Origin of the sequence: Neobacillus jeddahensis, assembly GCF_000612625.1 — a bacterium.
GTDB classification, from domain to species: Bacteria; Bacillota; Bacilli; order Bacillales; family Cytobacillaceae; genus Neobacillus; species Neobacillus jeddahensis.
The window spans coordinates 49037-73034 of the sequence record NZ_CCAS010000005.1 but is presented as its reverse complement, the minus strand read 5'-3'; the positions used below and the strand labels follow the sequence as shown (position 1 = coordinate 73034).

Sequence of the window (23998 nt, the reverse complement as noted above, 5' to 3'; positions counted from 1 at the left end):
AAAAATAGCAGCCTCTTTGAACGTGTTTCATGATCATGAACACTGGATTGCTCTAGAACGCCTTCGTTAGCTCTCTATTCCCTAGCTCGCACCATCCTAGGTTCGCTTTTATAGAAATAACTAAGTACTACTTTCCGTCATAGCAATTATTTTATTAAAGAAAATAGTAACTAAAAGTTCATCTATTGTCAACTAGACAATTATAAGAGATTACGAAATTGATCCATCGAATTAAGAAATTTCTTTGTTTTTAGATACAGGCCTGAATACTCTTCGTAGTAGGCAGTTATCACATTCTTAAGCTCAAGCTTTGTTTCTTCCTTAACCGATATATCGCCTAACCTCGATAGATCAAAATAATAAAATATACGTAATAATTTTACGGATGCTGGTGATAATTTAAAATGGTATGGATCCTTATCTAAACAGCGGTGGCAGATAAAACCACCTTCACGCACGGAAAAAGAAAAATGCCCGTCTGTTCTGCCACAAACGGAACATTGATTTAATATTGGATACAATCCCATGACATTTAACATTTTCATTTCATAAATATTCATAAGAATATCCGCTTCATAGCCTTCGTTCATATAATTCAATGTTTGATAAAGTAATTCAAAGTGAAACGGGTTTGGTTTACTATCTTCCGTACATTTATCTGTTAGTTCAACAATATAACTTGCATAGGCAGTTAAAAAGATGTCTTCACCAATTGCCCGCAAGGAAGTAATAATTTCTCCCTGCTGCAGACTACCTAAACCAGATCCTCTTTGTACAAGAAAGTAGCCATGTGTAAAAAGCTGGGTAATGGAGGAAAGCCGACTTTTTGGTTTTTTAGCACCTCGAGCCATAACGCCAATCTTTCCCCATTCCCGTGTATATATGGTTATTATTTTATTGGTTTCACCATAATCTGTTACTCTAATGACTATGCCTTCACATTTTTGAAGCATAGAAAGTCACCTTCTTAAATCGCGAGCAAGACTTGCTTATGAAACGGGAAAATCGATTTGTGCTAGCTCATCATTCAGATTTCCGGGTATTTCTTGGTTTTCCTTCTCAAGCTCTTTGAAGAGAAGATATGTGTCAATATTACCTGTTTGGAGGAATACTTTCCACGTAAAATCCATCATCGAAACCCCACCTTTCATATTTAGACTAGCCTAAAGTTTAATCCCAAACCTTACAATTATCATAGCCTGTCATTGCCAAAATCATAAGACGAAATATTTGTTAATGTTGTCCATGCATAATCTTTTAAAAATGATAATATTTTAATTAGGGTGATTCGTAATTAATATTCATCTTCATTGAAGCCATAATCTCGAAGCTGGGACATCTTATTGCGCCAATCCTTCTGTACCTTTACCCAAAGCTCTAAAAATACTTTTGAACCAAGAAGATTTTCAATATCTACACGTGCACGCTTACCAATTTCTTTTAACATACTACCTTGCTTCCCAATAATAATACCTTTTTGTGAATCTCGCTCCACAATAACAGTGGCCATGACATTTATTATATCCTTATCCTCACGTCGTTCCATTTTATCTAGAACAACAGCCAATGAATGAGGAATTTCTTCCCTCGTTAGGTGGAGTGCTTTTTCTCTGATGAGCTCAGTAATAATAAACCGTTCGGGATGATCCGTTACTTGGTCTGCTGGATAGTATTGAGGTCCCTCAGGTAAGTAAGCTTTTATTTGCTCAATTAGACGGTCAACATTATTTCCTTCAAGGGCCGAAATAGGAACAATTTCTTTAAAAGCGTATTTTTCTTTGTAGGATTCAATGATAGGCAATAAATTATCTGGATGAATTTGATCAATTTTATTAATAATGAGAAAGATAGGCGTGTTTACCGTTTGGAATTTTTCTAGAATAAATTCTTCCCCACGGCCAAACCCTTCTTCTGCATTTACCATAAATAAAATCAAATCAACTTCTTTTAGTGTGTTTTGTGCAACCTTCATCATAAAATCGCCCAATTTATGCTTTGGTTTATGAATCCCTGGCGTATCAATAAAAATCATTTGCGAATCAGAAAGGGATAATACTCCCTGTATCTTATTACGCGTTGTTTGCGGCTTGTCACTCATAATAGCAATTTTTTGACCAATTACGCGATTAAGGAAAGTTGACTTTCCTACATTTGGTCGACCAATGATTGAAATAAATCCTGATTTGTATCCGTTTGCATCCCTATTACTTAGCATGTAAATCCTCCGACGAAAAAGCACCAGGCAATAATTCTGCTACTGATAATTCTTGAATATCCCCTTTAAGGTTTGTTAAAACCACCTTCATGTCCTTTGGGCATAATTCAAATATAACTTGTCGGCATGCACCACAAGGTGAACACGGGCGTTCTGTATCGGCCACAACGGCTAGCATCTGAAAATCCCGGTTCCCTTCTGAATAAGCATTAAAAAGGGCAGTGCGTTCTGCGCAGTTGCACATACTATAAGCGGCATTTTCTATATTACAGCCATGATATACTTTTCCATTTGTTGTTAATAAGGCTGCTCCTACTTCAAATTTCGAATAAGGAACATAAGCTTTTTCTCTTGCTCTTTTTGCTTCGTCAATTAATTGTTCAATGTTCACAAAATTTCTTCCCTTCCAGCAAGAATCTGCTGTTTCTTTATTTTACCTCAAAATTAAGAGAAAATCATTACCTGTAGCGAAAAAGTAATAAAAAATTAAAAAAAGTTAGAATTTTCTCATAAATCAACTTGTCTTGTAATTTAAGCTGATTACGTCATTTTACCTAATTACCGCATCCATTTCAAATCATGCCAACAACTTTGTTATCGTCCATTAAAATAACATCAAGACATACGGGATAAAGATGATAATGCCTATTACCACCGACAAAACAGCATAAACAAACACAGCTCCTGCTGCTATGTCCTTCGCCTGTTTTGCTAGGGGATGATACTCTGCTGTCACAAGGTCTACAACTCGTTCTATCGCTGTATTCATTAATTCAAGGGCAAACATCCCTCCAATTGCGAAAAGGATGATTACCCACTCTATCTTTGTTATTGAAAAATAAAAGGAAACAATTAACACAATCAAGGAACTGATCAGATGGAAGCGCATATTTCTTTCCATCTTCAGTGCCGTTAAAATGCCGGCGGTAGCAAATGAAAATGCGTTCATTAACAGAGACCGAGTTGGTTTATCTTGTGAGTCCATACTCGTTTAATATTTCCTTTTGCAATGTGAACATTTCCTTCTCATCATCCTCCGTCATATGGTCATACCCTAATAGATGAAGGAATCCATGGACTGCTAAAAAACCGAGTTCACGTTGAAAGGAATGACCATATTCCTCAGCCTGTTCCTTCGTTCGAGGAATAGAGATGACAATGTCACCTAAGACACGCGGCATTTCTACACCCAACAATTCCACTTCCCCCTCACCAACCTCTTCCATTGCAAAAGAAATGACATCGGTCGGCATATCCTTATCACGATATTCCCTGTTTATTTCCTGAATTCTTTCATTTGAAACAAACGTAACGGAAACTTCGCTCTGCTCTTCCACCTTCTGTTTTTTTGCGGCAAAATTAATCAATCTTTCAATTTCAAGCATTTGTTGTTCAGATAGTTCATTCGTTTCGTCAATACAATCAATAAGTAATGTCATGCTTGCTTCACCTTCTTTGTCTTTGTCATTTCCGGATACTCAATTCTTGAGTGGAAAATTCCTTTTAATGTCTCACATAATGTATGAGAAACCGTTTCAATTTCTTTAATTGTGATATCACATTCATTTAATTGACCATCCTGCAGGCGGTCATCCACTATTTTCTTAACAAGCGACTCAATTAATTCTGGAGTTGGCTCTGATAATGATCGGACAGCGGCTTCAACACTATCAGCTATACCTACAACAGCAGATTCCTTCGTTTGTGCCTTCGGACCTGGGTAGCGAAATTCATCTTCTCTCATCTCAGCATCACTTTGAAGGGCTTTATGGTAAAAGTATTTTAACAACGTTGTGCCATGATGCTGCTCGGTAATATCAATAATCTCTTTAGGCATATGGTATTTCTTTAAAATAGCAGAACCATCTGTGACATGAGCAATGATGATATTTGCACTTTTTTCTGGAGGCAATCGATCATGCGGGTTATCATGATGCATTTGGTTTTCGATAAAAAAGTTTGGCCTTTTTGTTTTTCCAATATCATGGTAATAGCTGCCCACTCTAGCCAATAGGCCGTTTGCTCCAATAGCTTCACAAGCAGATTCAGATAAATTGGCTACCATGACGCTATGATGGTAGGTACCTGGAGACTCCATTAAAATTTTTCTTAGCAATGGATGATTTGGATTTGAAAGTTCAATCAGCCTCATTGTTGAAAGAATGCCAAAACTTGCCTCTAAGAAAGGTAATAATCCAATCGTTAATACAGCCGAGCCAATCCCTGAAACGAGTGCAGAAATAAAATAGTATCCATATTCAATCCCTGAAAATTGTCCATTTGGCACTAACATGAGTGCAACGATTGCCAAAACATTAACGACAGCCGCAAAGGTACCCGCTTGTAGGATTTTCGAGCGGTGATTATGACTGTTTAAAAACATAATGGCTGCTAACGCACTAAAGAGAATATAAATACCTACAGAAAAGTTAAAGGAACCAGTTACCCCTTCGTTGAAAAGGACGCTGCCACAAACCGCCATAATGATTGAAAAAAGGATAGCTAGTTTCTCTTCAATTAAGATTTTTATGAGCATTCCTCCCATTGCAGCTGGAAAAATATACCCAAATCCCGCAAAATTAAAGATTTGCAGCATGCTGATAATTTTCATAATGAAAAGGGCGAGAACGAAAATGATCCCAAACAATAACAAATAAGTTTGCCGTTTCTCTGGTAGAGATTTCATTTCATAAAAATAATAATAAATCGCCGATAGAAAAATAGTAATCAACAGTACTAAGCCAATGAGTGGCTTAAAGGATTGATCATTATTTAAAAGGCCAACCAATTTTAATTGTCGATAAATATCCTGATTAATTAGTTCTCCTTCTTCGACAATTATTTGCCCCTGAAGAATTTTAACAGGTTCAACACTTTCCGCGGCCTGCCGCCTTAACTCTTCTGTTGCGTTCGGATCATAAAATTCATTTTGAATGACGGCATATCTACCGAGATCAATTGCAGCCAATCGTAACATGTCATTTAACGAAGAATATTTCAATTCTTCCTCTACTCTTTTTTTAGCATTTTCTACTTCATCTGTAGAAATTCTGTTTGTCATCACATTATTAATAGCGGTTACTGTCAAATCCTTTGCAATTGACAATTCATCATTACTAGCTTGGACTAATGATGTGAATACTTGATTCGAAAGGTCTTTGGAAACACCCTCTGTTAACTTGGCTTTTAATCTCGTTACTTTATCAGCAACACTTGGCTCGGGTTTAGCAGGCTTTTCATCTGTTGCTAATTCCTCCTGCTTTTTCATTTCATCCTTAATCTCATCATTGACCTCAATCGCCGATTGAAAGATAGACGTAATTAAATCCACTCTGTTTTGTGTGTATTCCTTCTTTAGGGCATAAACATCCTGTACTTGGTCAAGAGCTTCTTTTCGCTTTTTTTCAGTACTTTGCTTATCCTCTACTGTCCCAGGCGAACGAATCGTTTTTTCAGAAACTGAAAACAAGGCTAAATCAAGCTTTTCTGGTTTTACATTGCTGTACATTGCACTACATAAAACGACCACTAATACTAAAAAAAAGAGTATCCGAAAAAAAGTGATATCGAGTAACTTTCGTATCCGTATGAAGTGCTGCTGTAGTTTGTCCAACTATATCCCTCCAACCACGGTCCCTGAATCGTTTTGATAAAAGAGTTAAATTGTACTTTATGTAAAATGATAACAGTTTTCTAGGAAAGTTTCACCTTTTTACAAATTAATAAGAAAAAGGGATAAACCTTTACCAGGTTTACCCCCCATATTTTAATGCTGATTACCTTTTTTCTCATAGGCTTCAATGATTCTACCAACAAGAGGGTGACGGACAACATCACTTTGTTCTAAAAAGATAAACGATATCCCGTTAACATTTTGCAAAATTTCTTCTGCTAAAATAAGACCAGATTTCGCACCCCTTGGCAAATCAATTTGTGTTTGATCACCTGTAATGACCATCTTTGACCCAAAGCCCAGTCTGGTCAAAAACATTTTCATTTGGGCATGTGTTGTATTTTGTGCTTCATCTAAAATGACAAAAGCGTCATCTAACGTACGGCCCCTCATGTAGGCTAACGGAGCAATTTCAATCGTTCCACGTTCAATTAGCCTTTGCGTATGTTCTGCCCCAAGAACATCGTTAAGCGCGTCATACAGAGGTCTTAAATATGGATCTACCTTTTCTTTTAAATCTCCCGGGAGGAAGCCGAGACTCTCCCCCGCTTCAACAGCAGGTCTGGTCAAGATAATTTTATTTACTTGTCCCGCTTTAAGGGCATTTACAGCCATTACAACTGCAAGATAAGTTTTACCCGTACCAGCAGGTCCAATCCCAAATACCAGATCATGTTTCTTAATGGCTGTCACATATTGCATTTGACCAAGTGTTTTAATACGAATAGACTTGCCTTTTACATTTTTGCTAATTTCTTCATCATACAGGTTTACAAAATAATCCAGAGTTCCTTTTTGCGCCATTTGGATAGCATAGTGGACATCTCGTGGTCCAATATTAATCCCTTTCCGAATCACAAATATTAATCGGTCAATAATTTCACTCGCCAGGCTGACCTTTTCTTCATCACCTGACAAGCTGACAGATTCACCTCTTGTGATAATCGAAACATTTAACTCTTCTTCAATAATTTTTAGATTTTGGTCAGAATTCCCCAGTAAGTTAATCGCCTCTGCAGGGTTTTCTAGTTGCACATTTATTGTCGTTAATTTTTCTGTCATTCAGGAGTCTCCTTGGAAATCGGTTGTCCGACTGCAATATTTTCAATTATCTTAAAATGGATATCTAGAATAACTTTACCATTTTCGATTGCTTTCTGTAAAATTTTTTCATCTTTTATTTTAGCATCGTCATCTAGCTGGCTTTTTATTTGCTTTTTTGCAAGTTCGATCGCCTTTTGTTCTGCTTCTTGATTCGAATATGACCGCTGGAAATCTTCTTGCTCCCGAATCGTTTTATGAACATAAGTAATCGGCAATTCCCATTTTAGAAAATGAACCTTATGCTCATCCGTCTCTGTTTCGTAATTCTTAAATTCTGGTTTTCCAAAGCCCCAAATAGGAAGATGTATATTACCGAACAAAAGCGAATGTTTTTCTTCTTCTTTGCCATTATATACTTTAAAATTAGAAACTAAGGGGAGCTCCACATGGCTTTTATACCATGTTTCTCCCCAAATCTCGCCTTTAGCAGCCGTCAATTCAGGCTTCCCTTCTTGGCCATATACCCCTGAAACCAGTAACTGCCCTTTTTCTACATGATCATTTATATCGACAACCTTTTGACCAGTTTCCACATACGTTTTTACAATAATAGCTTTCTTTTTTGCGATGAGATTTTGCGGTGATAATTGCTCTGGTTTTTTAGGCTCATTCTTTTCAACCACTTGCAGATGATAGGTTGTCCCCTTTAATTCCACACCAACCCACGTCAGCGAATTAATATTATTGGTCAATTTCCGTTGAATGCCTTCAACATTGTCAACGAGAAATTGAACCTGACCAATTTTCACACCCATCTTGTCCAATTCTTTTCGTATTTGATACTCTGTGTCTGGTTTTGCCCCTTTAATTTCAATACCCCAAATCATATTCGATAAGAACAGGATGAGTAATAAAAAGGCGGCTGCACCTAACATAAAGCCGCTATTTTTTAATAATCTTTTGAGCAAAAAAGGGGCACCACTCCGTTGTAGAAAGGAGATTCTGCATTGACTATTTCGGGCAAATCGCCTAATTTTCAAGGCATCTTGAAGCCTCATTTTAAACGTGATCGTCTCGGTCCCATGTCGTTTAACATTCCAAATATGAAGACCGTTCCTTGTTAATACATTTAAAAAACGCTCCAGCCCCCTTCCTGTTACCTTCACGGTCACTCTACCATATAGAAATTCGATCCATTGATTCTTCATTTTGCTCCTCCCGCGTTATCAGTTATATAAATGACCTGATCAATTTTTCCTTCTAGTAAAATCTCTTCAGGTAAAATCGTCTTGATTACAAATGATTTGCCTTTAATTAATAATTGGCCTTGCTTTAATAGCAAACGGAGTTCTTTATCAGTAAATGCCAGTAGGCCACGGTGATTTTCTATATATATATGGATTTGTCCTATCATCGTAATTCGCGGCAAATCCATCATGACATCTTGAGGAAGATCCATTTTATTAGCCATCCAATTTCGAACGCGTTGGCCCCATTTTTTTGCCATAAAAAAAGAACCCCCTTTCATCTCATATTATGAGATGAAAGGGGGTTCTAGCACTTCTTTTTCGATTCGAATTTTTTGGATTAACTTAGCCTCTTCTTGACAGATAGGGTCTCTTCGACCTTGGTTCACCAAGAATTTCAGCCCAAACAATTCCATTTATTAAAGTTTTGGCATCTGGATGGGTCGAAACCATTGATTCATCATCTTCCTGTTCCCCCCTGCTAGTCTGGGCACTGATTTTTTCCGCCTGCTGCCGTATAGTGGACATCCCGACACGGCTCACTTCAGACTCCTGCCTAACCTGTAAGTACTCTGTTTCAAGTTTTTTTTCACTAATTAAGACAGAGGCTGTCTTGTCAGCCATTTTTATTTCCGTTTGATTTGGAACTTTGCCGGCTTGAACAGGTTTATTGATTTCTTTAAACATCGTTCGAAATTCCTGCATACTATTTGTCAACAATGGCTTTTTGGAAGATCTTCCTTGCTTTTTCTTTGCTTTGCCAAATATAGTAGACAGGACGCCAATAATAATCATAAATAATATCGTTTCCAATTCACTTACCCTCCTTTTTAAAAGTGGGTTTTACTGATCATCCTTTTTCTCTCCAGTTATCTTTCCAATAGAGCCTCTCATCTCGGTATCAGCAGAAATGTTTTTAAAATTCATATAGTCCATTACACCGATATTACCAGATTTAAGGGCTTCCGCCATGGCAAGTGGAACCTCCGCTTCTGATTCAACCACCTTTGCTCTCATTTCTTGAACTTTCGCTTTCATTTCTTGTTCTAAAGCGACAGCCATTGCCCTACGTTCTTCCGCTTTCGCCTGCGCAATTTTCTTATCAGCCTCAGCTTGTTCTGTTTGTAATTCTGCACCGATGTTTTTACCAATGTCAACGTCCGCAATATCGATGGATAGGATTTCAAAAGCTGTACCTGCATCAAGTCCTTTTGACAAGACCGTTTGCGAGATAAGATCCGGATTTTCAAGAACCTTGCTATGGCTGTCTGATGAACCAATTGTGGAGACAACCCCTTCACCAACACGTGCAACCACCGTTTCTTCACCTGCACCACCAACGAGACGCTCAATATTGGCACGGACCGTAATTCTTGCTTTTGCTTTTACTTCAATCCCATTCATGGCAACCCCTGCGATAAATGGCGTTTCAATAACTTTTGGATTTACACTCATTTGAACTGCTTCTAACACATCACGTCCCGCCAAATCAATGGCAGCACAGCGTTCAAACGATAATTCAATATTTGCTCGGTGGGCAGCAATTAAGGCGTTTACCACTCTGTCGACATTCCCACCTGCAAGATAATGACTTTCAAGTTGATTGGTCGTTACATTTAGACCTGCTTTATGAGCTTTGATGAGCGGATTGACCACCTTGCTAGGTGTTACTCTTCTAAGTCTCATCCCAATTAGTGTGAAAATACTGATGCGAACGCCTGCCGCAAGTGCTGAAATCCAAAGCATCACCGGTACAAAAGACAATAAAATTCCTAAAATGATGATCGCTACTATGACAACCGCAATGATAAAAATAGTTCCACCAGATACCGTATCCATTCCATATTACCTCCTACTAAGTTATTTCACTTCTCTGACCACAATACGGGCACCTTCAACTTTAATGACCTGTATTTTAGCATTTTGTTCAATGTATCCGCCTTCACTCACAACATCGATCCGTTCATCATTAATGATGATGGTTCCAGCTGGCCGTAAAATAGTTAGGGCAATCCCTTCCTTCCCTAACAAATCTGTACGGTTAATATTCGATACATAGCCATCCTCTTTCCGTGCTCGATCAAACAAAACCATTTTATTAAAAAGCACAAGCTTTTTACCAAATATCTTAATCATCATGAAAAATACAAAAACGGAAACGAATATGGCGATTAAAATTGATACCCCTATTTGCGTGGCGTCCTCTCCTGCTAAGAAAAGACTCAAAATTAAAGCAGCCACACCTATTGTTCCTGAAACTGCTCCAGGTAAAAAGAATTCTAAAAAAATAAGAAGGATCCCGGCCACAAATAAAAATAAGGTTCCATAACCTGCTAGACCTGCTTGAAAATGTCCATAGAAGAATACTATTAGCGCAAATATACCAATAAATCCTGCTATCCCAAATTTTGCTGAAAATAGTTCGACCACCATTCCAACTCCAGCAATAGTTAATAGAATAGTGACAATAATCGGGTCAGTAAGAAATGCAATCATTCTTAGCCCCCCTCTCTTTCTTTTCTTTCCTGACTATATTCTTTACGGCAACCAGCAAGAAAAGTTTCATTTTATTTGAAAATAAATAAAAAGACTACAGGCAATCATGCCTATAGTCTTTATGTCAGAATACTATGAAAGGTGTTGTTGTACAAATTTATTAACGAGCGAACCATCTGCTTTACCCTTTACTTTAGGCATAATAGCAGCCATCACTTTTCCCATTTCTGCTTTTGATTTTGCGCCGACTTCAGAAATCGTTTCTTTTACAATCTCCGACAGCTCCTCTTCAGATAGCTGTTTCGGTAAATACAACTCGACAATCGCGAGTTCAGTACGCAATTTATCAACTAGGTCTTGACGACCAGCCTTATCAAATTCATGGAGGGAGTCTTTGCGTTGTTTAACTTCGCGAGAAAGGACTGTTAGCTCAACATCTTCAGTAAGCTCTTTTGTTCCGAGCTTGATGGCTTCATTTTGCAATGAAGCTTTTACCATCCGAATGACTGAGAGCTTGTCTTTTTCCTTGTTTTTCATCGCTTGTTTCATATCATTGTTCAAACGCTCGAGAAGACTCATGTATTACACCCTCTCTTAAAACTTACGTTTTCTAGCAGCTTCAGACTTTTTCTTACGTTTTACACTTGGTTTTTCATAAAATTCGCGCTTTCTTGCCTCTTGCAAAGTACCAGTTTTTGATACTGTACGTTTGAAGCGACGAAGAGCATCTTCAAGCGATTCGTTTTTACGAACGACGGTTTTAGACATTCTCTTTCCCTCCCTCCGAAACACAACACACTTACATTCAATCCATGTACCTTGCAATTATAATATAACCTCGTTTCAAGGTCAACTGAAATTCTCAATGATAAAACAAGCTTTTTATTTTTTATTCAAAAAACAATTAGCTTGTCTAAAAAAAGGCATGTCCCGTCCTTTTGGTCATAGAATGAAGGAAGGGAGGGGGCCTTTTTTTGCTATACATATTATTATTTGTTCTTTGTATTTTATTATTTATTTTTGGCATGACGATTATTAGGTTTGGACTATTTAATTTATCTGCAAACAAGTTAAAAACGTGGTTGATCAAACTAACACGTACACCATTAAAAGGAATGCTTACTGGGACATTCATCACAGCCTTATTACAAAGTAGCTCTGCCGTTATGGTTATCACGATCGGGTTAATATCAGCTCGAATTATGACCTTCCCTCAGTCGATCGGGATTATCCTCGGCACCAATATTGGAACCACCTTTAAAACTGAATTAATCACCTTTGATTTGGATACGATTCTTGTCCCACTAGCCATATGTGGTGCACTTCTTATCTTCTTTAAAAATAAAAAAGCCAGAAGTATTGGCATGATTCTTTTTGGAATCACCTCTGTGTTTACTGCCATGAAGGGCTTTGAACTTTTAGCTGAGCCCTTAACAACCATGACCATTATCCACAATTTTATCTTGTCGATAAATGACCATATTGTTTTAAGTCTTTTGACAGGGACTGTGATAACTGCCGTCATCCAGTCCAGTACAGCAATGACAGGTATTGCAATGGGTTTTTTAGCAGCTGGCCTGCTGCAGCTGGATGCCGCAATTGCTATTGTTCTTGGAGCAAATATCGGCACCTGTATAACAGCTATTATTGCATCTATAGGTGGAGGAAAAGAATCAAGACTAGCGGCATTTGCCCATATTTGGCTCAATGTGTTTGGGGTATTACTTTTTATCCCCCTCATACCAATTCTGACAGAAAACGCATCATTTCTTGCCAGTAAAATTGATGTTCAACTCGCCCATATTAGCGTCATTTTTAATGTAGCTACTTCCCTAATTGTATTACCTTTCGCCACAAAGTTTGGTGAAATGATCTTATTGTTACATGATAGAAAACCAAAGAAGCCCCTTATTTAAGAAAAGACGGCTCCGATTTCCATTCTAATTTTTATCTCTTTTTTAGATAGAAATTGGGGGCTGAAGATAGTATATCCAAATTCAAAAAGGACCCTGCGTGGGTCCTTTTGACTTAAATGGCTGCTTCTTCTTTAGTAAAAATTTCTGACTTCATACGCGCAGAATCTTCCATAACTCGAACAAACTCACCTTCGTTATATGGATAGCCCGCCTTAGTTATTTTCACTTTGACAATCTTACCAATCATTTCTTCCGTAGCAGGGAAGACTACTTTCAGGTAGTTATCAGAATAGCCGATATACAAGCCAGAAGTGCCTTCCTCCTTATATTCTTCCTCAGGAATGACCTCTAAAACTTCACCTTCAAAAAGGGAAGCATATTCCTTTGCAAGTTGATCTGAAAGGGAAATTAACCGGTGGACACGTTCGTTTTTCACTTCTTCATCGACTTGATCATCCATTCTTGCAGCTGGTGTGCCCGTTCGCTTCGAATATGGGAAGACATGGAGTTCTGAGAATTTATGATTTTTTATAAAATTGTATGTTTCCATAAATTCTTCTTCTGTTTCGCCTGGGAAGCCAACAATTACGTCAGAGGTAACCGCTAAACCTGGAAGAACTTCTTTCAGACGCTCTAATCTTTCGCCAAAGAATTCCATTGTATACTTACGGCGCATACGCTTTAGAACCGTATTTGAGCCGGATTGAATGGGAATATGCAAATGACGGACAACGATATTAGATTGATTAATCACTTCAATGACTTCATCCGTAATTTGACTAGCTTCAATTGATGAAATACGGAGCCGTTCCAACCCTGTAACGCCTGCTTCTAAATCACGAAGTAATGCGGCAAGATTGTAATCTTTCATGTCTTCCCCATAACCACCCGTATGAATACCTGTCAGTACAATTTCCTTATATCCTGCATCTACAAGCTGCTGTGCTTGGTGAATGACTTCTTTTGGATCACGCGATCTCATTAAACCGCGCGCCCACGGAATAATACAGAAGGTACAGAAATTATTGCAGCCTTCTTGGATTTTTAACGATGCCCGAGTTCGATCAGTAAAGGAAGGAACATCAAGCTCTTCGTATACCCGATTTTTCATAATATTGCCTACCCCATTAATGGGTTGGCGCTCCGTCTTATATTGCTCAATGTATTTAAGCATTTTCACGCGGTCTTGTGTTCCTACGACAATATCCACACCAGGGATTGCCATAATTTCTGCTGGAGAGGTTTGAGCATAACACCCCGTCACGCAAATAACGGCATCCGGATTTTTTCTAACAGCTCGTCGAATGACTTGACGACTTTTTTTATCGCCTGTATTTGTTACTGTACATGTATTAATAATATAAACATCGGAACTTGCTTCAAAATCAACCCGGTCATAACCTTCTTGTTTAAACAACTGCCAAATGGCCTCTGTTTCATAATGGTTTACCTTGCATCCTAATGTATGAAATGCAACTGTTGCCATTGGAATCTCACCTCAATAATTCAAAATGATAGGAAATGGCTGCAAGTGAATACAAGGGAGCCGTTTCCGTTCTTAATATTCGTGGACCTAATCCGCATAATCTAAACCCATGATCCTTTAATTGCTTTACCTCTTCTTCGGCAAGACCGCCTTCTGGTCCAAAAACCAAAAGTAGTGATTCACCTTTATTCATTTTTTGGAGGGTAGAGGATAAAACAGATGTTTCACCATTTCTACTTTCCTCCTCATAGGCAGCTAATTTATAATGATATTCATTACTTTTTTCCAGCATTTCTTTAAAGCTCATCGGGCTAATGATTTCAGGCATAAAAGAACGATGCGACTGTTCGGCAGCTTCTTTTGCGATTTTCTGCCATCTTTCTATTTTCTTCGTACTTTTTTTCTCATCCCACTTTACGATTGATCGAGCAGCTGCAAACGGGATAAATTGATGTGCACCAAGTTCTGTCCCCTTTTGGATAATCCACTCCAGCTTGTCCCCCTTCGGCAGACCACTTGCAATCGTAATCGAGATGGGAAGCTCTGAAATCCCATCATCCCATTGTACAACGTCTGCAACGACACTTGAATCGGTAATTTCTGCAAGCCTGCAAACCGCTTGTTTTCCTTTCGGATCCACGCAAATAATTTGATCACCTTTTTGCATCCGCATAACCTTCACAATATGATGGCGGTCTTCTTCATCGATAAAAAAATGATCATCGATTGCTTCTTGTTTAACAAAGTACCGTTGCACACTTTTGCACCCTCTCTAAAACATTTTACTCTTTATTTTACTAAAGATAGGTTTAGATGAAAAGTTAGAAAAATAAAAAGGGGTTTCTTTCACCCCTTTTGTCATTCACTATTTCCTTTTCGCAATAATCGCAACCCAATCTTCCATAAGAATGGTCTCAGTAATATCAAACCCTGCTGCCAATAAAGCTTCTTTAACCTGGTCTTTTTTCTGCTGAATGATTCCAGATGCAATAAAGGTTCCACCTGGTTTCACTACACGGGCTACATCATCTGTAAACCTAAGGATTACTTCCGCTAAAATATTTGCGACAATGACATCTGCGGAGTTTTCCTCCACACCATCTAAGAGATTGTTTTGTGAAATGGATATCTTATTACTTACCTTATTCAACTTGATATTCAACTTAGCAGATGTTACCGCCACTTCATCAAGATCGTAGGCTCTTACATCTTCCGCCCCCAGCATGGCGGCGGCAATACTTAATACTCCTGATCCAGTCCCCACATCTATGACTCGATCACCTGAAAGAACGGTTCTTTCCAAAGCTTGGATACACATAACAGTCGTAGGATGTGTCCCTGTGCCAAACGCCATACCAGGATCTAATTCAATAATTAATTCATCACTACTTACCGGTTCATATATTTCCCATGTTGGAACAATCGTAAATTTTTCAGAAATTTTAACAGGATTATAGTATTTCTTCCAAGCTGTTGCCCATTCTTCTTCATTCACTTCACTAATCGTGACATGATTTAAGCCTAAATCAATATCGTAAATGATTAGATTATTAATCGATTCCTTGATAGCTTCCACCGTTTCTCCTAGGAAACTGTTCACAGGTAAATAGGCTTTTACAATGACGCCTTCTTCTGGGTAATCATCTGGATTGAGTTGGTAGATTTCTCCGAATTGATCTTCCCTTTCTTTCGTCAATTCAAATGGATCTTCAATGACTACACCGCTCGCACCAGCCTCATGTAAAATATGCGAAATAGGTTCGATCGCCTCGTTTGTTGTGTGGATACTAATTTCTGACCACTTCATTCTACCAACTCCATCCTTACTCGCTTTTAAATGCTCGTTTTACTTTTGAGAAAAAACTTTCTTCATGCTCCCCAATTGGTGAACTCCCAGTTAGGTCTGCAAACTCCCGAAGAAGCTGCTTTTGTTTATCCGTTAGCTTCGTTGGTGTGATAATTCGGACAATAATATACTGATCCCCCACACCATAGCCACGAACATTCGGGATCCCTTTTCCTTTTAAGCGGAATTTTTTCCCGGTTTGTGTACCAGCTGGAATTTTAAGTTTTACTTTTCCATTAAGAGCTGGAACTTCAATTTCATCGCCCAATGAGGCTTGCACAAACGTAATGGGCATTTCACAATAAATATCATCGCCATCTCTTTCAAAAAACTCATGTGGACGGACTTGAAATACTACATATAGATCTCCTGCTGGACCGCCATTAAAGCCAGCTTCACCTTGACCAGCAATGCGAAGTTGTTGACCATCATCAATCCCAGCTGGAATCTTGACATGAATCTTTTTACGTTTTTGCACTTTCCCTTTTCCACCGCACGTTGAACATTTATGTTTAATTTCTTTTCCTGTCCCGTTACAGTGATGACATGTACGACGGTTCACAATTCTTCCAAATGGGGTATTCTGCTCCACATTCAACTGCCCTGTTCCATGGCAATGCTGACACGTCTCAGGCTTAGTACCTGGTTTTGCACCAGACCCACTACAAGTCGTACACGTTTCTTCACGTGGAATCTCAATATCCGTTTCTTTTCCAAATGCCGCTTCTTCAAAAGATACTGTCATTGTATATTGAAGGTCGGCACCTTGTCTTGGCGCGTTAGGATCACGTCTTCTTGATCCACCACCACCGCCAAAGAACGTATTAAAGATATCTTCAAACCCACCAAAACCGCCACCAAAATCGCCGCTGCCACCAAAACCTTGGTTCGGATCAGTATGGCCAAATTGGTCATAATGGGCCTTTTTTTGCTCATCGCTTAACACTTCATAGGCTTCAGCAATTTCCTTAAACTTATCAGCAGCATCTGGTTCTTTATTAATATCTGGATGATATTGTTTAGAAAGTTTACGATAGGCCTTTTTTATTTCATCCTTTGAAGCGCTCTTACTAACTCCCAGCACTTCATAGTAATCTCGTTTACTCATGATTACCACTCCCGAATCTGTCACATAAAAATTATTGTAACACCCTTTAATAAAGTAATGCAATAAAAAAGCCAAAGCCGGTTGTTCTGACTTTGACTTTTCGTTGACTTTTACATCGAAAATCGTCTAACTTACTTGTCGTCTTTTACTTCTTCAAACTCTGCATCAACCACATCGTCATTGCCAGCAGTATTTCCAGCTTCAGGACCTGCTTGCTGTGCTTGTTGGGCAGCTTGCTCATAAAGTTTAACCGTCAAAGCTTGTACGATTTCTTGAAGGGCATCTTTTTTAGAACGAATTTCAGTTAAATCATTCTTTTCAATTGCTTCTTTCAATGCATCTTTTGCTTCATTTGCTTTTGAAACCTCATCAGCATCGACTTTTCCTTCAAGATCTTTCAATGTTTTTTCAGTTGTAAAGACTAGTTGGTCCGCTTCATTGCGAAGCTCCACTTCCTCTTTACGTTGTTTATCTGCATCCGCATTTTCTTCTGCTTCTCTGACCATTTTTTGAATTTCTTCATCAGACAGACCTGTAGATGACTTAATGGTAATTTGTTGTTCTTTATTTGTACCAAGGTCCTTAGCGCGAACGTTAACAATTCCGTTTTTATCAATATCAAATGTTACTTCAATTTGCGGAATTCCACGTGGTGCCGGTGGAATATCGGACAATTGGAAGCGGCCAAGTGTCTTATTATTCGCAGCCATTGGACGTTCCCCTTGAAGGACATGGATATCAACAGCTGTTTGGCTATCAGCGGCAGTTGAGAATACTTGTGATTTAGATGTTGGAATGGTTGTATTACGATCGATTAATTTAGTAAATACACCACCCATTGTTTCGATACCAAGTGAAAGTGGAGTAACATCAAGTAAGACAACGTCCTTCACATCACCAGTGATAACGCCACCTTGAATAGCTGCACCCATCGCAACTACTTCGTCTGGATTAACGCCACGGTGTGGTTCCTGACCTGTTGCGTTTTTAATAGCTTCTTGGACAGCAGGAATACGTGTTGAACCACCTACAAGGATCACTTTATCAATTTGTGATGGAGATAATCCTGCATCACTTAATGCTTGACGAGTTGGTCCCATGGTTCGCTCAACAAGTGGAGCTGATAGTTCATCAAATTTTGCTCTAGACATTGTTACTTCAAGGTGAAGTGGTCCAGCTGCACCCGCTGTGATAAACGGTAAAGAAATTTGTGTAGAAGTCACACCTGATAAATCTTTTTTCGCCTTTTCAGCAGCATCCTTTAAGCGTTGTAATGCCATTTTATCTTGTGCAAGATCAATGCCATTTTCCTTTTTAAATTGTTCCACTAGGTAGTCGATAATCACTTGGTCAAAGTCATCCCCACCAAGGCGGTTATCACCAGCTGTTGCTTTTACTTCAAATACGCCATCCCCAAGTTCAAGAATGGAAACGTCAAACGTACCACCACCAAGGTCATAGACAAGAATGGTTTGGTCTTGGTCTGTCTTATCTAAACCATAAGCAAGTGCTGCCGCAGTTGGTTCATTGATAATACGTTCCACTTCAAGACCCGCAATTCGACCTGCATCTTTCGTTGCTTGACGCTCAGCATCATTAAAATAGGCAGGTACTGTAATAACAGCCTTTGAAACTGGTTCACCAAGATAGTCCTCAGCATATGATTTTAGATGTTGAAGGATAATAGCAGAAAGTTCTTGTGGAGTATAGTTTTTACCTTCCACTTCCACCTTATAATCTGTACCCATATGTCTTTTGATTGAAATAATAGTGTTTGGGTTAGTAATGGCTTGGCGCTTTGCCACTTCCCCTACTTGACGTTCACCATTTTTAAAGGCTACAACTGATGGAGTTGTACGATTGCCTTCAGGATTCGGGATAACTTTTGGTTCTCCCCCTTCCAGTACAGATACACAAGAGTTTGTTGTACCAAGGTCAATACCGATTATTTTACTCATACCCTTTTCCTCCTAGAAAAATATATGTAACTTTATTGATTTACTTTTACCATTGCTGGACGGATCACTCGATCCTTTAATAAATAACCCTTTTGAAATTCATCTGTAACAATGTTTGAGCCATAATTAGCATCCTCACCCTGCATGACAGCTTGATGGAGATGTGGATCAAACTCTTTTCCAACTGCTTCGATTAGTTCTACCCCTTCTTTCGTCAAGGCATCTACCAATCCTCGATAAACCATATCCATTCCTTGCAGCAATGATTTGGTTTGTTCGTTGTCTACTTCCACCTTCATAGCTCTTTCAAAATTATCCAATGCAGGTAGTAAATCTGTAATTAATTTTTGGGCTCTATATTTTTCACTCGCTTCTAGATCTAATCTAGTGCGTCGGCGGAAATTATCAAAATCTGCTTGAAGTCGTAGATAACGATTATCGGCTTCTTCTAGCTTATCCTTTAAAAGTTGCAATTCTAGCCGCTGCTCATTTGTAGGATCAGCATCATCTTGGTGCGTAGATTCCCCTTCATCAAAAACAGGCTCTATCACTGCTTCCTCTGTAAGTTCAACTTGATCCTTATTTTCAATTATTACTTCTTCATTGATTGTATTGTTTTTCTCATTCGTCAACTTACTCACCTCCCTTAAAGGATTTGTAACAAATTATCGGAAAATACATCGATATGGGAAGGGGGGTGAACTTAATTGCCTTTCACCCTTCCTAAATATTACCAGACCTAATTATTTTGATACAGCTTGGTTAATACCGTCGTCAAATCTCTACTTAAAAATTGCAGTAAACTAATGACTCGAGAATATTCCATTCGAGTTGGCCCTAAGATAGCAATCGTTCCTAATTTTTCAGATCCCACTGAATAGGAAGCAGTAATTAAACTACAGTTATCCATTGCACTATTATTATTTTCTGTGCCAATTTTAACGTGGATTCCTGCTGAACCTGTTCTGATTAAATTATAGAACCATTCTTCTTGGTCAATCATCGTTAAAAGACTTCGAACTTTAGCTACATCGTGAAACTCTGGCTGGCTTAACATATTTGTTTTCCCACCAAAGAATAGCTTTTCTGTTAAAGGCATTTTAAAAGAATCTAAAATCGTATGCAGCATAAAATCATAATTATGAATATGCTGTCGTAGAAGCATAGCTACTTCCTTATATATCTTATCATTCAAATTTTCCAATGGAACACCAGATAATCGATCATTTAGAATATTTACCGTTTTTTCGATATCACTGGCATCAACGGTGGCGGGTAGGGAAAATGTTCGATTTTCAACATGCCCCGTATCGGTTACAAAAATAGCCACCGCTGTTTCCTCATTTAAAGGGATGATTTGAATTTTTTTCAACTTATTAATACTTACATCTGGACCTAGTACGATTGATGTATAATTAGTTAGTTCAGACAATATTTTTGCAGATCTTTGGATTATTTTTTCAAACTCAAAAATTCTTTCGGCAAAAATCGACTGTATAATGGCTATATCTTGTTGATTGAGATCTTGAGGCGACAGTAAATGGTCAACATAATACCGATACCCTTTTTCTGAAGGGACACGCCCTGAAGAGGTATGTGTCTTTTCAATATACCCCAATTCTTCAAGGTCTGCCATTTCATTGCGAATAGTAGCTGAACTCAAAGAAATCTCTTCTTTTTTCGACAAGCTTCTTGAGCCGACTGGTTGGGCAGATCGAATAAAGTCATCAACAATAACTTGAAGAATTAATAATTGACGATCTGTTAACAACATTCATCACCTCTGTTAGCACTCATGGTTACCGAGTGCTAATTATATTAATAAATTATCAAAAAAGGGGGGATGGTGTCAATTACATACTCCTAAAAAAGACTGAAAAACTTCATTACCTAAAAAACGACCCTGTTTTGTTAAATATATGTGGTCCTTTTTCACTTCTATCCATTGTTTTGAGATTAAATCTTTCAGCTCTTTTTCAAATAGTTTTAGTGGATCTAAAGCAAATTTCTCCATAAAGTGAACGATCGATACCCCGTTTGTTTTCCGTAATCCAAGAAACATTTCTTCTTCCATTTGTTCTGCTTTTGTAACTTGATGATTTTCAAATATTGGAAGATTACCACTATGGATTTGATCCATATATTTTTTTAATGGTCCTGAATTGGATCGTCTCCATCCATTCACATAACTATGGGCACCAGCCCCAAACCCATAGTAATATTCATTATTCCAGTAAGTAAGATTATGTTTGCTTTCATAACCAGTCCTTGAAAAATTACTAATTTCGTATTGGTTATAACCGTGTTTTTCCATTTCTTCCATTAATACTTCATACATACTGGCTTCCAGATCTTCACCAGGGGTCGGCAACTTACCTTTTTTTAATAAGTTATAAAAGACCGTCTTCGGTTCAATAATTAAGGAATAAGCAGAAAAGTGAGGTATATCAAGTGAAAAAGCCTCTGTTAGCGATTCTTTAAAATCATTTACGGTTTGGGTAGGCAAACTGAAAATAAGATCGATGCTGATATTTTCAAAGCCTACCTTTTTAGCATTTTCAATTGTTTTATACACATCCTCAGCTTTATGGACACGGCCGATTTTTTTTAGTAAATCCTCATTAAAGGTCTGCACTCCAAGGCTTATTCGGTTTACCCCTGCCTCTTTTACTATTTGTAATTTTTCCTTCGTTAAATCACCTGGATTTGCTTCAAAGGTAAATTCAATATGATCGCTTTTCGGTAAATTTCTGTTTATACTTTCACAAAAATGAAAAAGCTGCTTCTCATTCAAGGAAGTTGGTGTGCCCCCTCCAACAAAAATAGTTGAAAGTTCCTTAGTAGGGAACTCTTTTAAAGTCATTTTCATCTCTTGGTCAAGTGCAAGCAAATATTCATCGACTGGCTGGCCCTTTAGAAATACTTTATTAAAATCACAATAATGGCAAATATGCTCACAAAAAGGGATATGAAGGTATGCAGCATTGATCATGTTTCTTCCTCTATTCTGGAACAAAAAGAGGCTAGGAGAACCTGTTCATAGGCAATCTCTAACCTCCACTTGTTTTATTTTTTTGTATTGGTTTCGTCCATTTTTAGTACAGCCATAAACGCTTCTTGTGGTACTTCAACAGATCCCACTTGCTTCATCCGTTTTTTCCCTTCTTTTTGCTTCTCAAGCAATTTACGTTTACGGGAGATGTCTCCACCATAACATTTAGCCAATACATTCTTTCGCATGGCTTTAATGGTAGAACGAGCAATAATTTTTTGCCCAACAGCGGCTTGAATTGGAACCTCAAACTGCTGCCTTGGGATAAGTTCCTTCAGTTTTTCAACAATGATCTTCCCACGATCATATGCAAAGTCTTTATGAACAATGAAGCTTAACGCATCCACTTTTTCAGCGTTTAACAATATATCCATTTTAACCAGACTAGATGGTTTATAACCAATTAGCTCATAATCGAAGGATGCATAGCCCCTAGTACTAGATTTCAATTGATCAAAGAAATCATAAACAATTTCTGCTAATGGCATTTCATAGATGATACTTACCCTATTTTCAGCTAGATATTCCATCGTAACGAAAATTCCTCGTTTTTGCTGGCAAAGCTCCATAATGGTGCCCACATAATCATTTGGCGCCATCATTGTTGCTTTTACATAGGGTTCTTCCACACGGTCGATTTTTTGTGGATCTGGTAAATCCGATGGATTGTCCACCTTTATTTCAGAATCATCTGTCATATGCACGTGATAGATAACACTTGGTGCAGTGGTAATAAGGTCGATTTTGAATTCTCTTTCAATCCGTTCTTGAATGATTTCCATATGAAGTAATCCTAAGAATCCACAGCGGAAACCGAATCCAAGTGCTTGTGATGTTTCTGGTTCAAATTGAAGGGAGGAATCATTTAACTGCAGCTTTTCGAGCGCTTCACGCAAATCATTAAATTTCGCTGTATCAATTGGATATAGCCCACAATATACCATTGGGTTAAGTTTTCGGTAACCAGGAAGTGGTTCTGTAGCCCCATTTTTTGCATTTGTAATCGTGTCACCGACACGAGTGTCGCCGACATTTTTTATTGATGCAGATAAAAAGCCAACATCTCCAACGGTTAACTCATCACGCATCGTTGCTTTTGGTGTAAATACACCAACCTCATTTACTTCAAATTCTTTCCCAGTCGCCATCATTCTTACTTTGTCGCCAACCTTAACAGTTCCTTCGACAACACGAATATACGCAACAACGCCACGATAGGCATCATAAAGGGAATCGAAAATCAAGGCCTTTAATGGTGCGTCTGGATCTCCTGTCGGTGCAGGGACCTTTTGTACAACTTGTTCAAGGATTTCTTCGATTCCGATACCTGCTTTAGCTGAAGCTAATACAGCATCAGAAGCATCCAAACCGATAACTTCCTCGATTTCACCACGGACCCGCTCTGGATCGGCACTAGGTAAGTCGATTTTATTAATGACCGGTAATATTTCAAGATCGTTATCGAGGGCAAGGTAAACATTCGCTAGTGTCTGCGCTTCAATTCCTTGCGCTGCATCCACAACTAAAACAGCCCCTTCACAGGCTGCAAGGCTCCTTGAAACCTCATACGTAAAATCGACATGTCCTGGTGTATCAATTAAATGGAAAATATATTCTTCTCCATCTTTAGCATTGTATGTTAACTGAACAGCATTTAACTTAATGGTGATCCCGCGTTCTCTTTCTAGGTCCATTGAATCTAACAGCTGGTCTTTCATTTCCCGAGAGGTTAGTGCATTGGTTTTTTCCAAGATACGGTCAGCCAATGTCGATTTCCCGTGATCGATATGGGCAATTATCGAGAAATTTCTAATTTTTGATTGTCGTTTCATTCGTTCTTCTCTGTTCATGGTCTTTCACTCCTACTATACTCGCACATTTACACTATTTCTGATTATATCAGCAGGTGTTTCAAGATTCAATCAAAAGTCCATTTTCCTATTATCGCTCATTTCAA

25 protein-coding genes and 1 other annotated feature (1 of these 26 only partly in view) are annotated in these 23998 nt (G+C 38.4%); of the genes, 1 reads left to right on the top strand and 24 read right to left on the bottom strand.

Annotated features, from left to right (window positions below; all coding sequences use genetic code 11):
* Window positions 1-150 (bottom strand) — a binding site (T-box leader) (it extends 43 nt beyond the left edge of the window).
* 50 nt (window positions 151-200) lie between these two features.
* The 15 genes from recO to rpsU form a co-directional block, all read right to left on the bottom strand.
* Window positions 201-953, bottom strand: coding sequence for a DNA repair protein RecO (gene recO / locus TY15_RS03725; RefSeq protein ID WP_040207958.1), 753 nt, complete (start codon window positions 951-953; stop codon window positions 201-203).
* 36 nt (window positions 954-989) lie between these two features.
* Window positions 990-1133, bottom strand: coding sequence for a YqzL family protein (locus TY15_RS23450; RefSeq protein WP_074432770.1), 144 nt, complete (start codon window positions 1131-1133; stop codon window positions 990-992).
* 161 nt (window positions 1134-1294) lie between these two features.
* Entirely contained in the window at window positions 1295-2215 is a 921-nt protein-coding gene (era, locus tag TY15_RS03720) for a GTPase Era (protein ID WP_040207956.1), read from the bottom strand.
* Window positions 2205-2606, bottom strand: coding sequence for a cytidine deaminase (locus tag TY15_RS03715; protein ID WP_040207955.1), 402 nt, complete (start codon window positions 2604-2606; stop codon window positions 2205-2207). The genes era and TY15_RS03715 overlap by 11 nt, the downstream gene beginning before the upstream one ends.
* A 213-nt stretch (window positions 2607-2819) precedes the next feature.
* Window positions 2820-3200: a diacylglycerol kinase family protein gene (locus tag TY15_RS03710; protein ID WP_040207954.1), complete on the bottom strand. Its 381-nt coding sequence runs from the start codon at window positions 3198-3200 to the stop codon at window positions 2820-2822.
* Window positions 3184-3600, bottom strand: coding sequence for an rRNA maturation RNase YbeY (gene ybeY, locus TY15_RS03705; RefSeq protein ID WP_392391358.1), 417 nt, complete (start codon window positions 3598-3600; stop codon window positions 3184-3186). The genes TY15_RS03710 and ybeY overlap by 17 nt, the downstream gene beginning before the upstream one ends.
* A gap of 50 nt (window positions 3601-3650) precedes the next feature.
* Window positions 3651-5828, bottom strand: coding sequence for an HD family phosphohydrolase (locus TY15_RS03700; RefSeq protein ID WP_040207950.1), 2178 nt, complete (start codon window positions 5826-5828; stop codon window positions 3651-3653).
* A 153-nt stretch (window positions 5829-5981) separates the two neighbouring features.
* On the bottom strand, window positions 5982-6950 hold the full coding sequence (locus tag TY15_RS03695; RefSeq protein ID WP_040207949.1) for a PhoH family protein: 969 nt from the start codon (window positions 6948-6950) through the stop codon (window positions 5982-5984).
* The gene (yqfD, locus tag TY15_RS03690; RefSeq protein WP_040207948.1) at window positions 6947-8140 is read right to left on the bottom strand and encodes a sporulation protein YqfD; all 1194 of its coding nucleotides are present in this window, start codon (window positions 8138-8140) and stop codon (window positions 6947-6949) included. Before yqfD ends, TY15_RS03695 begins: the two co-directional genes overlap by 4 nt.
* On the bottom strand, window positions 8137-8439 hold the full coding sequence (yqfC, locus tag TY15_RS03685) for a sporulation protein YqfC (RefSeq protein ID WP_040207946.1): 303 nt from the start codon (window positions 8437-8439) through the stop codon (window positions 8137-8139). Before yqfC ends, yqfD begins: the two co-directional genes overlap by 4 nt.
* Window positions 8440-8524: 85 nt before the next feature.
* Entirely contained in the window at window positions 8525-8992 is a 468-nt protein-coding gene (locus TY15_RS03680; RefSeq protein WP_040207945.1) for a hypothetical protein, read from the bottom strand.
* Window positions 8993-9022: 30 nt separating this feature from the next.
* Window positions 9023-10018 carry a flotillin-like protein FloA gene (gene floA / locus TY15_RS03675; RefSeq protein ID WP_040207943.1) on the bottom strand — a complete coding sequence of 332 codons (996 nt, stop codon included), beginning with the start codon at window positions 10016-10018 and terminating at the stop codon, window positions 9023-9025.
* A gap of 21 nt (window positions 10019-10039) precedes the next feature.
* Window positions 10040-10675, bottom strand: a complete 636-nt coding sequence (locus TY15_RS03670) for an NfeD family protein (protein WP_052353688.1) — start codon at window positions 10673-10675, stop codon at window positions 10040-10042.
* A 132-nt stretch (window positions 10676-10807) separates the two neighbouring features.
* Complete coding sequence (locus TY15_RS03665; RefSeq protein ID WP_040207941.1) at window positions 10808-11254, bottom strand: GatB/YqeY domain-containing protein; 447 nt, start codon at window positions 11252-11254, stop codon at window positions 10808-10810.
* Between the two features lie 15 nt (window positions 11255-11269).
* Complete coding sequence (gene rpsU / locus TY15_RS03660) at window positions 11270-11443, bottom strand: 30S ribosomal protein S21 (RefSeq protein WP_007087607.1); 174 nt, start codon at window positions 11441-11443, stop codon at window positions 11270-11272.
* Between the two features lie 206 nt (window positions 11444-11649).
* Between rpsU and TY15_RS03655 the strand changes: the two genes are divergently transcribed.
* On the top strand, window positions 11650-12591 hold the full coding sequence (locus TY15_RS03655) for a Na/Pi symporter (protein ID WP_040207938.1): 942 nt from the start codon (window positions 11650-11652) through the stop codon (window positions 12589-12591).
* 112 nt (window positions 12592-12703) lie between these two features.
* On the opposite strand, the gene mtaB is transcribed toward TY15_RS03655, so the two are convergent.
* From mtaB to lepA, 9 genes are all read right to left on the bottom strand, one after another.
* A complete protein-coding gene (gene mtaB, locus TY15_RS03650; protein ID WP_040207937.1) occupies window positions 12704-14077 on the bottom strand; it encodes a tRNA (N(6)-L-threonylcarbamoyladenosine(37)-C(2))-methylthiotransferase MtaB in 1374 nt (457 codons plus the stop codon).
* A gap of 7 nt (window positions 14078-14084) precedes the next feature.
* Entirely contained in the window at window positions 14085-14834 is a 750-nt protein-coding gene (locus TY15_RS03645; protein ID WP_040207935.1) for a 16S rRNA (uracil(1498)-N(3))-methyltransferase, read from the bottom strand.
* Between the two features lie 108 nt (window positions 14835-14942).
* Entirely contained in the window at window positions 14943-15884 is a 942-nt protein-coding gene (gene prmA / locus TY15_RS03640) for a 50S ribosomal protein L11 methyltransferase (protein ID WP_040207933.1), read from the bottom strand.
* 16 nt (window positions 15885-15900) lie between these two features.
* Window positions 15901-17031 carry a molecular chaperone DnaJ gene (gene dnaJ, locus TY15_RS03635; RefSeq protein WP_040207932.1) on the bottom strand — a complete coding sequence of 377 codons (1131 nt, stop codon included), beginning with the start codon at window positions 17029-17031 and terminating at the stop codon, window positions 15901-15903.
* 131 nt (window positions 17032-17162) lie between these two features.
* Entirely contained in the window at window positions 17163-18989 is a 1827-nt protein-coding gene (dnaK, locus tag TY15_RS03630; RefSeq protein WP_040207931.1) for a molecular chaperone DnaK, read from the bottom strand.
* 32 nt (window positions 18990-19021) lie between these two features.
* The gene (gene grpE / locus TY15_RS03625; protein WP_040207930.1) at window positions 19022-19621 is read right to left on the bottom strand and encodes a nucleotide exchange factor GrpE; all 600 of its coding nucleotides are present in this window, start codon (window positions 19619-19621) and stop codon (window positions 19022-19024) included.
* Window positions 19622-19728: 107 nt separating this feature from the next.
* Window positions 19729-20760, bottom strand: coding sequence for a heat-inducible transcriptional repressor HrcA (gene hrcA, locus TY15_RS03620; protein ID WP_040207927.1), 1032 nt, complete (start codon window positions 20758-20760; stop codon window positions 19729-19731).
* Between the two features lie 78 nt (window positions 20761-20838).
* On the bottom strand, window positions 20839-21981 hold the full coding sequence (gene hemW, locus TY15_RS03615; protein WP_040207925.1) for a radical SAM family heme chaperone HemW: 1143 nt from the start codon (window positions 21979-21981) through the stop codon (window positions 20839-20841).
* Between the two features lie 74 nt (window positions 21982-22055).
* The gene (lepA, locus tag TY15_RS03610) at window positions 22056-23891 is read right to left on the bottom strand and encodes a translation elongation factor 4 (protein ID WP_040207924.1); all 1836 of its coding nucleotides are present in this window, start codon (window positions 23889-23891) and stop codon (window positions 22056-22058) included.
* Window positions 23892-23998 lie beyond the last annotated feature (107 nt).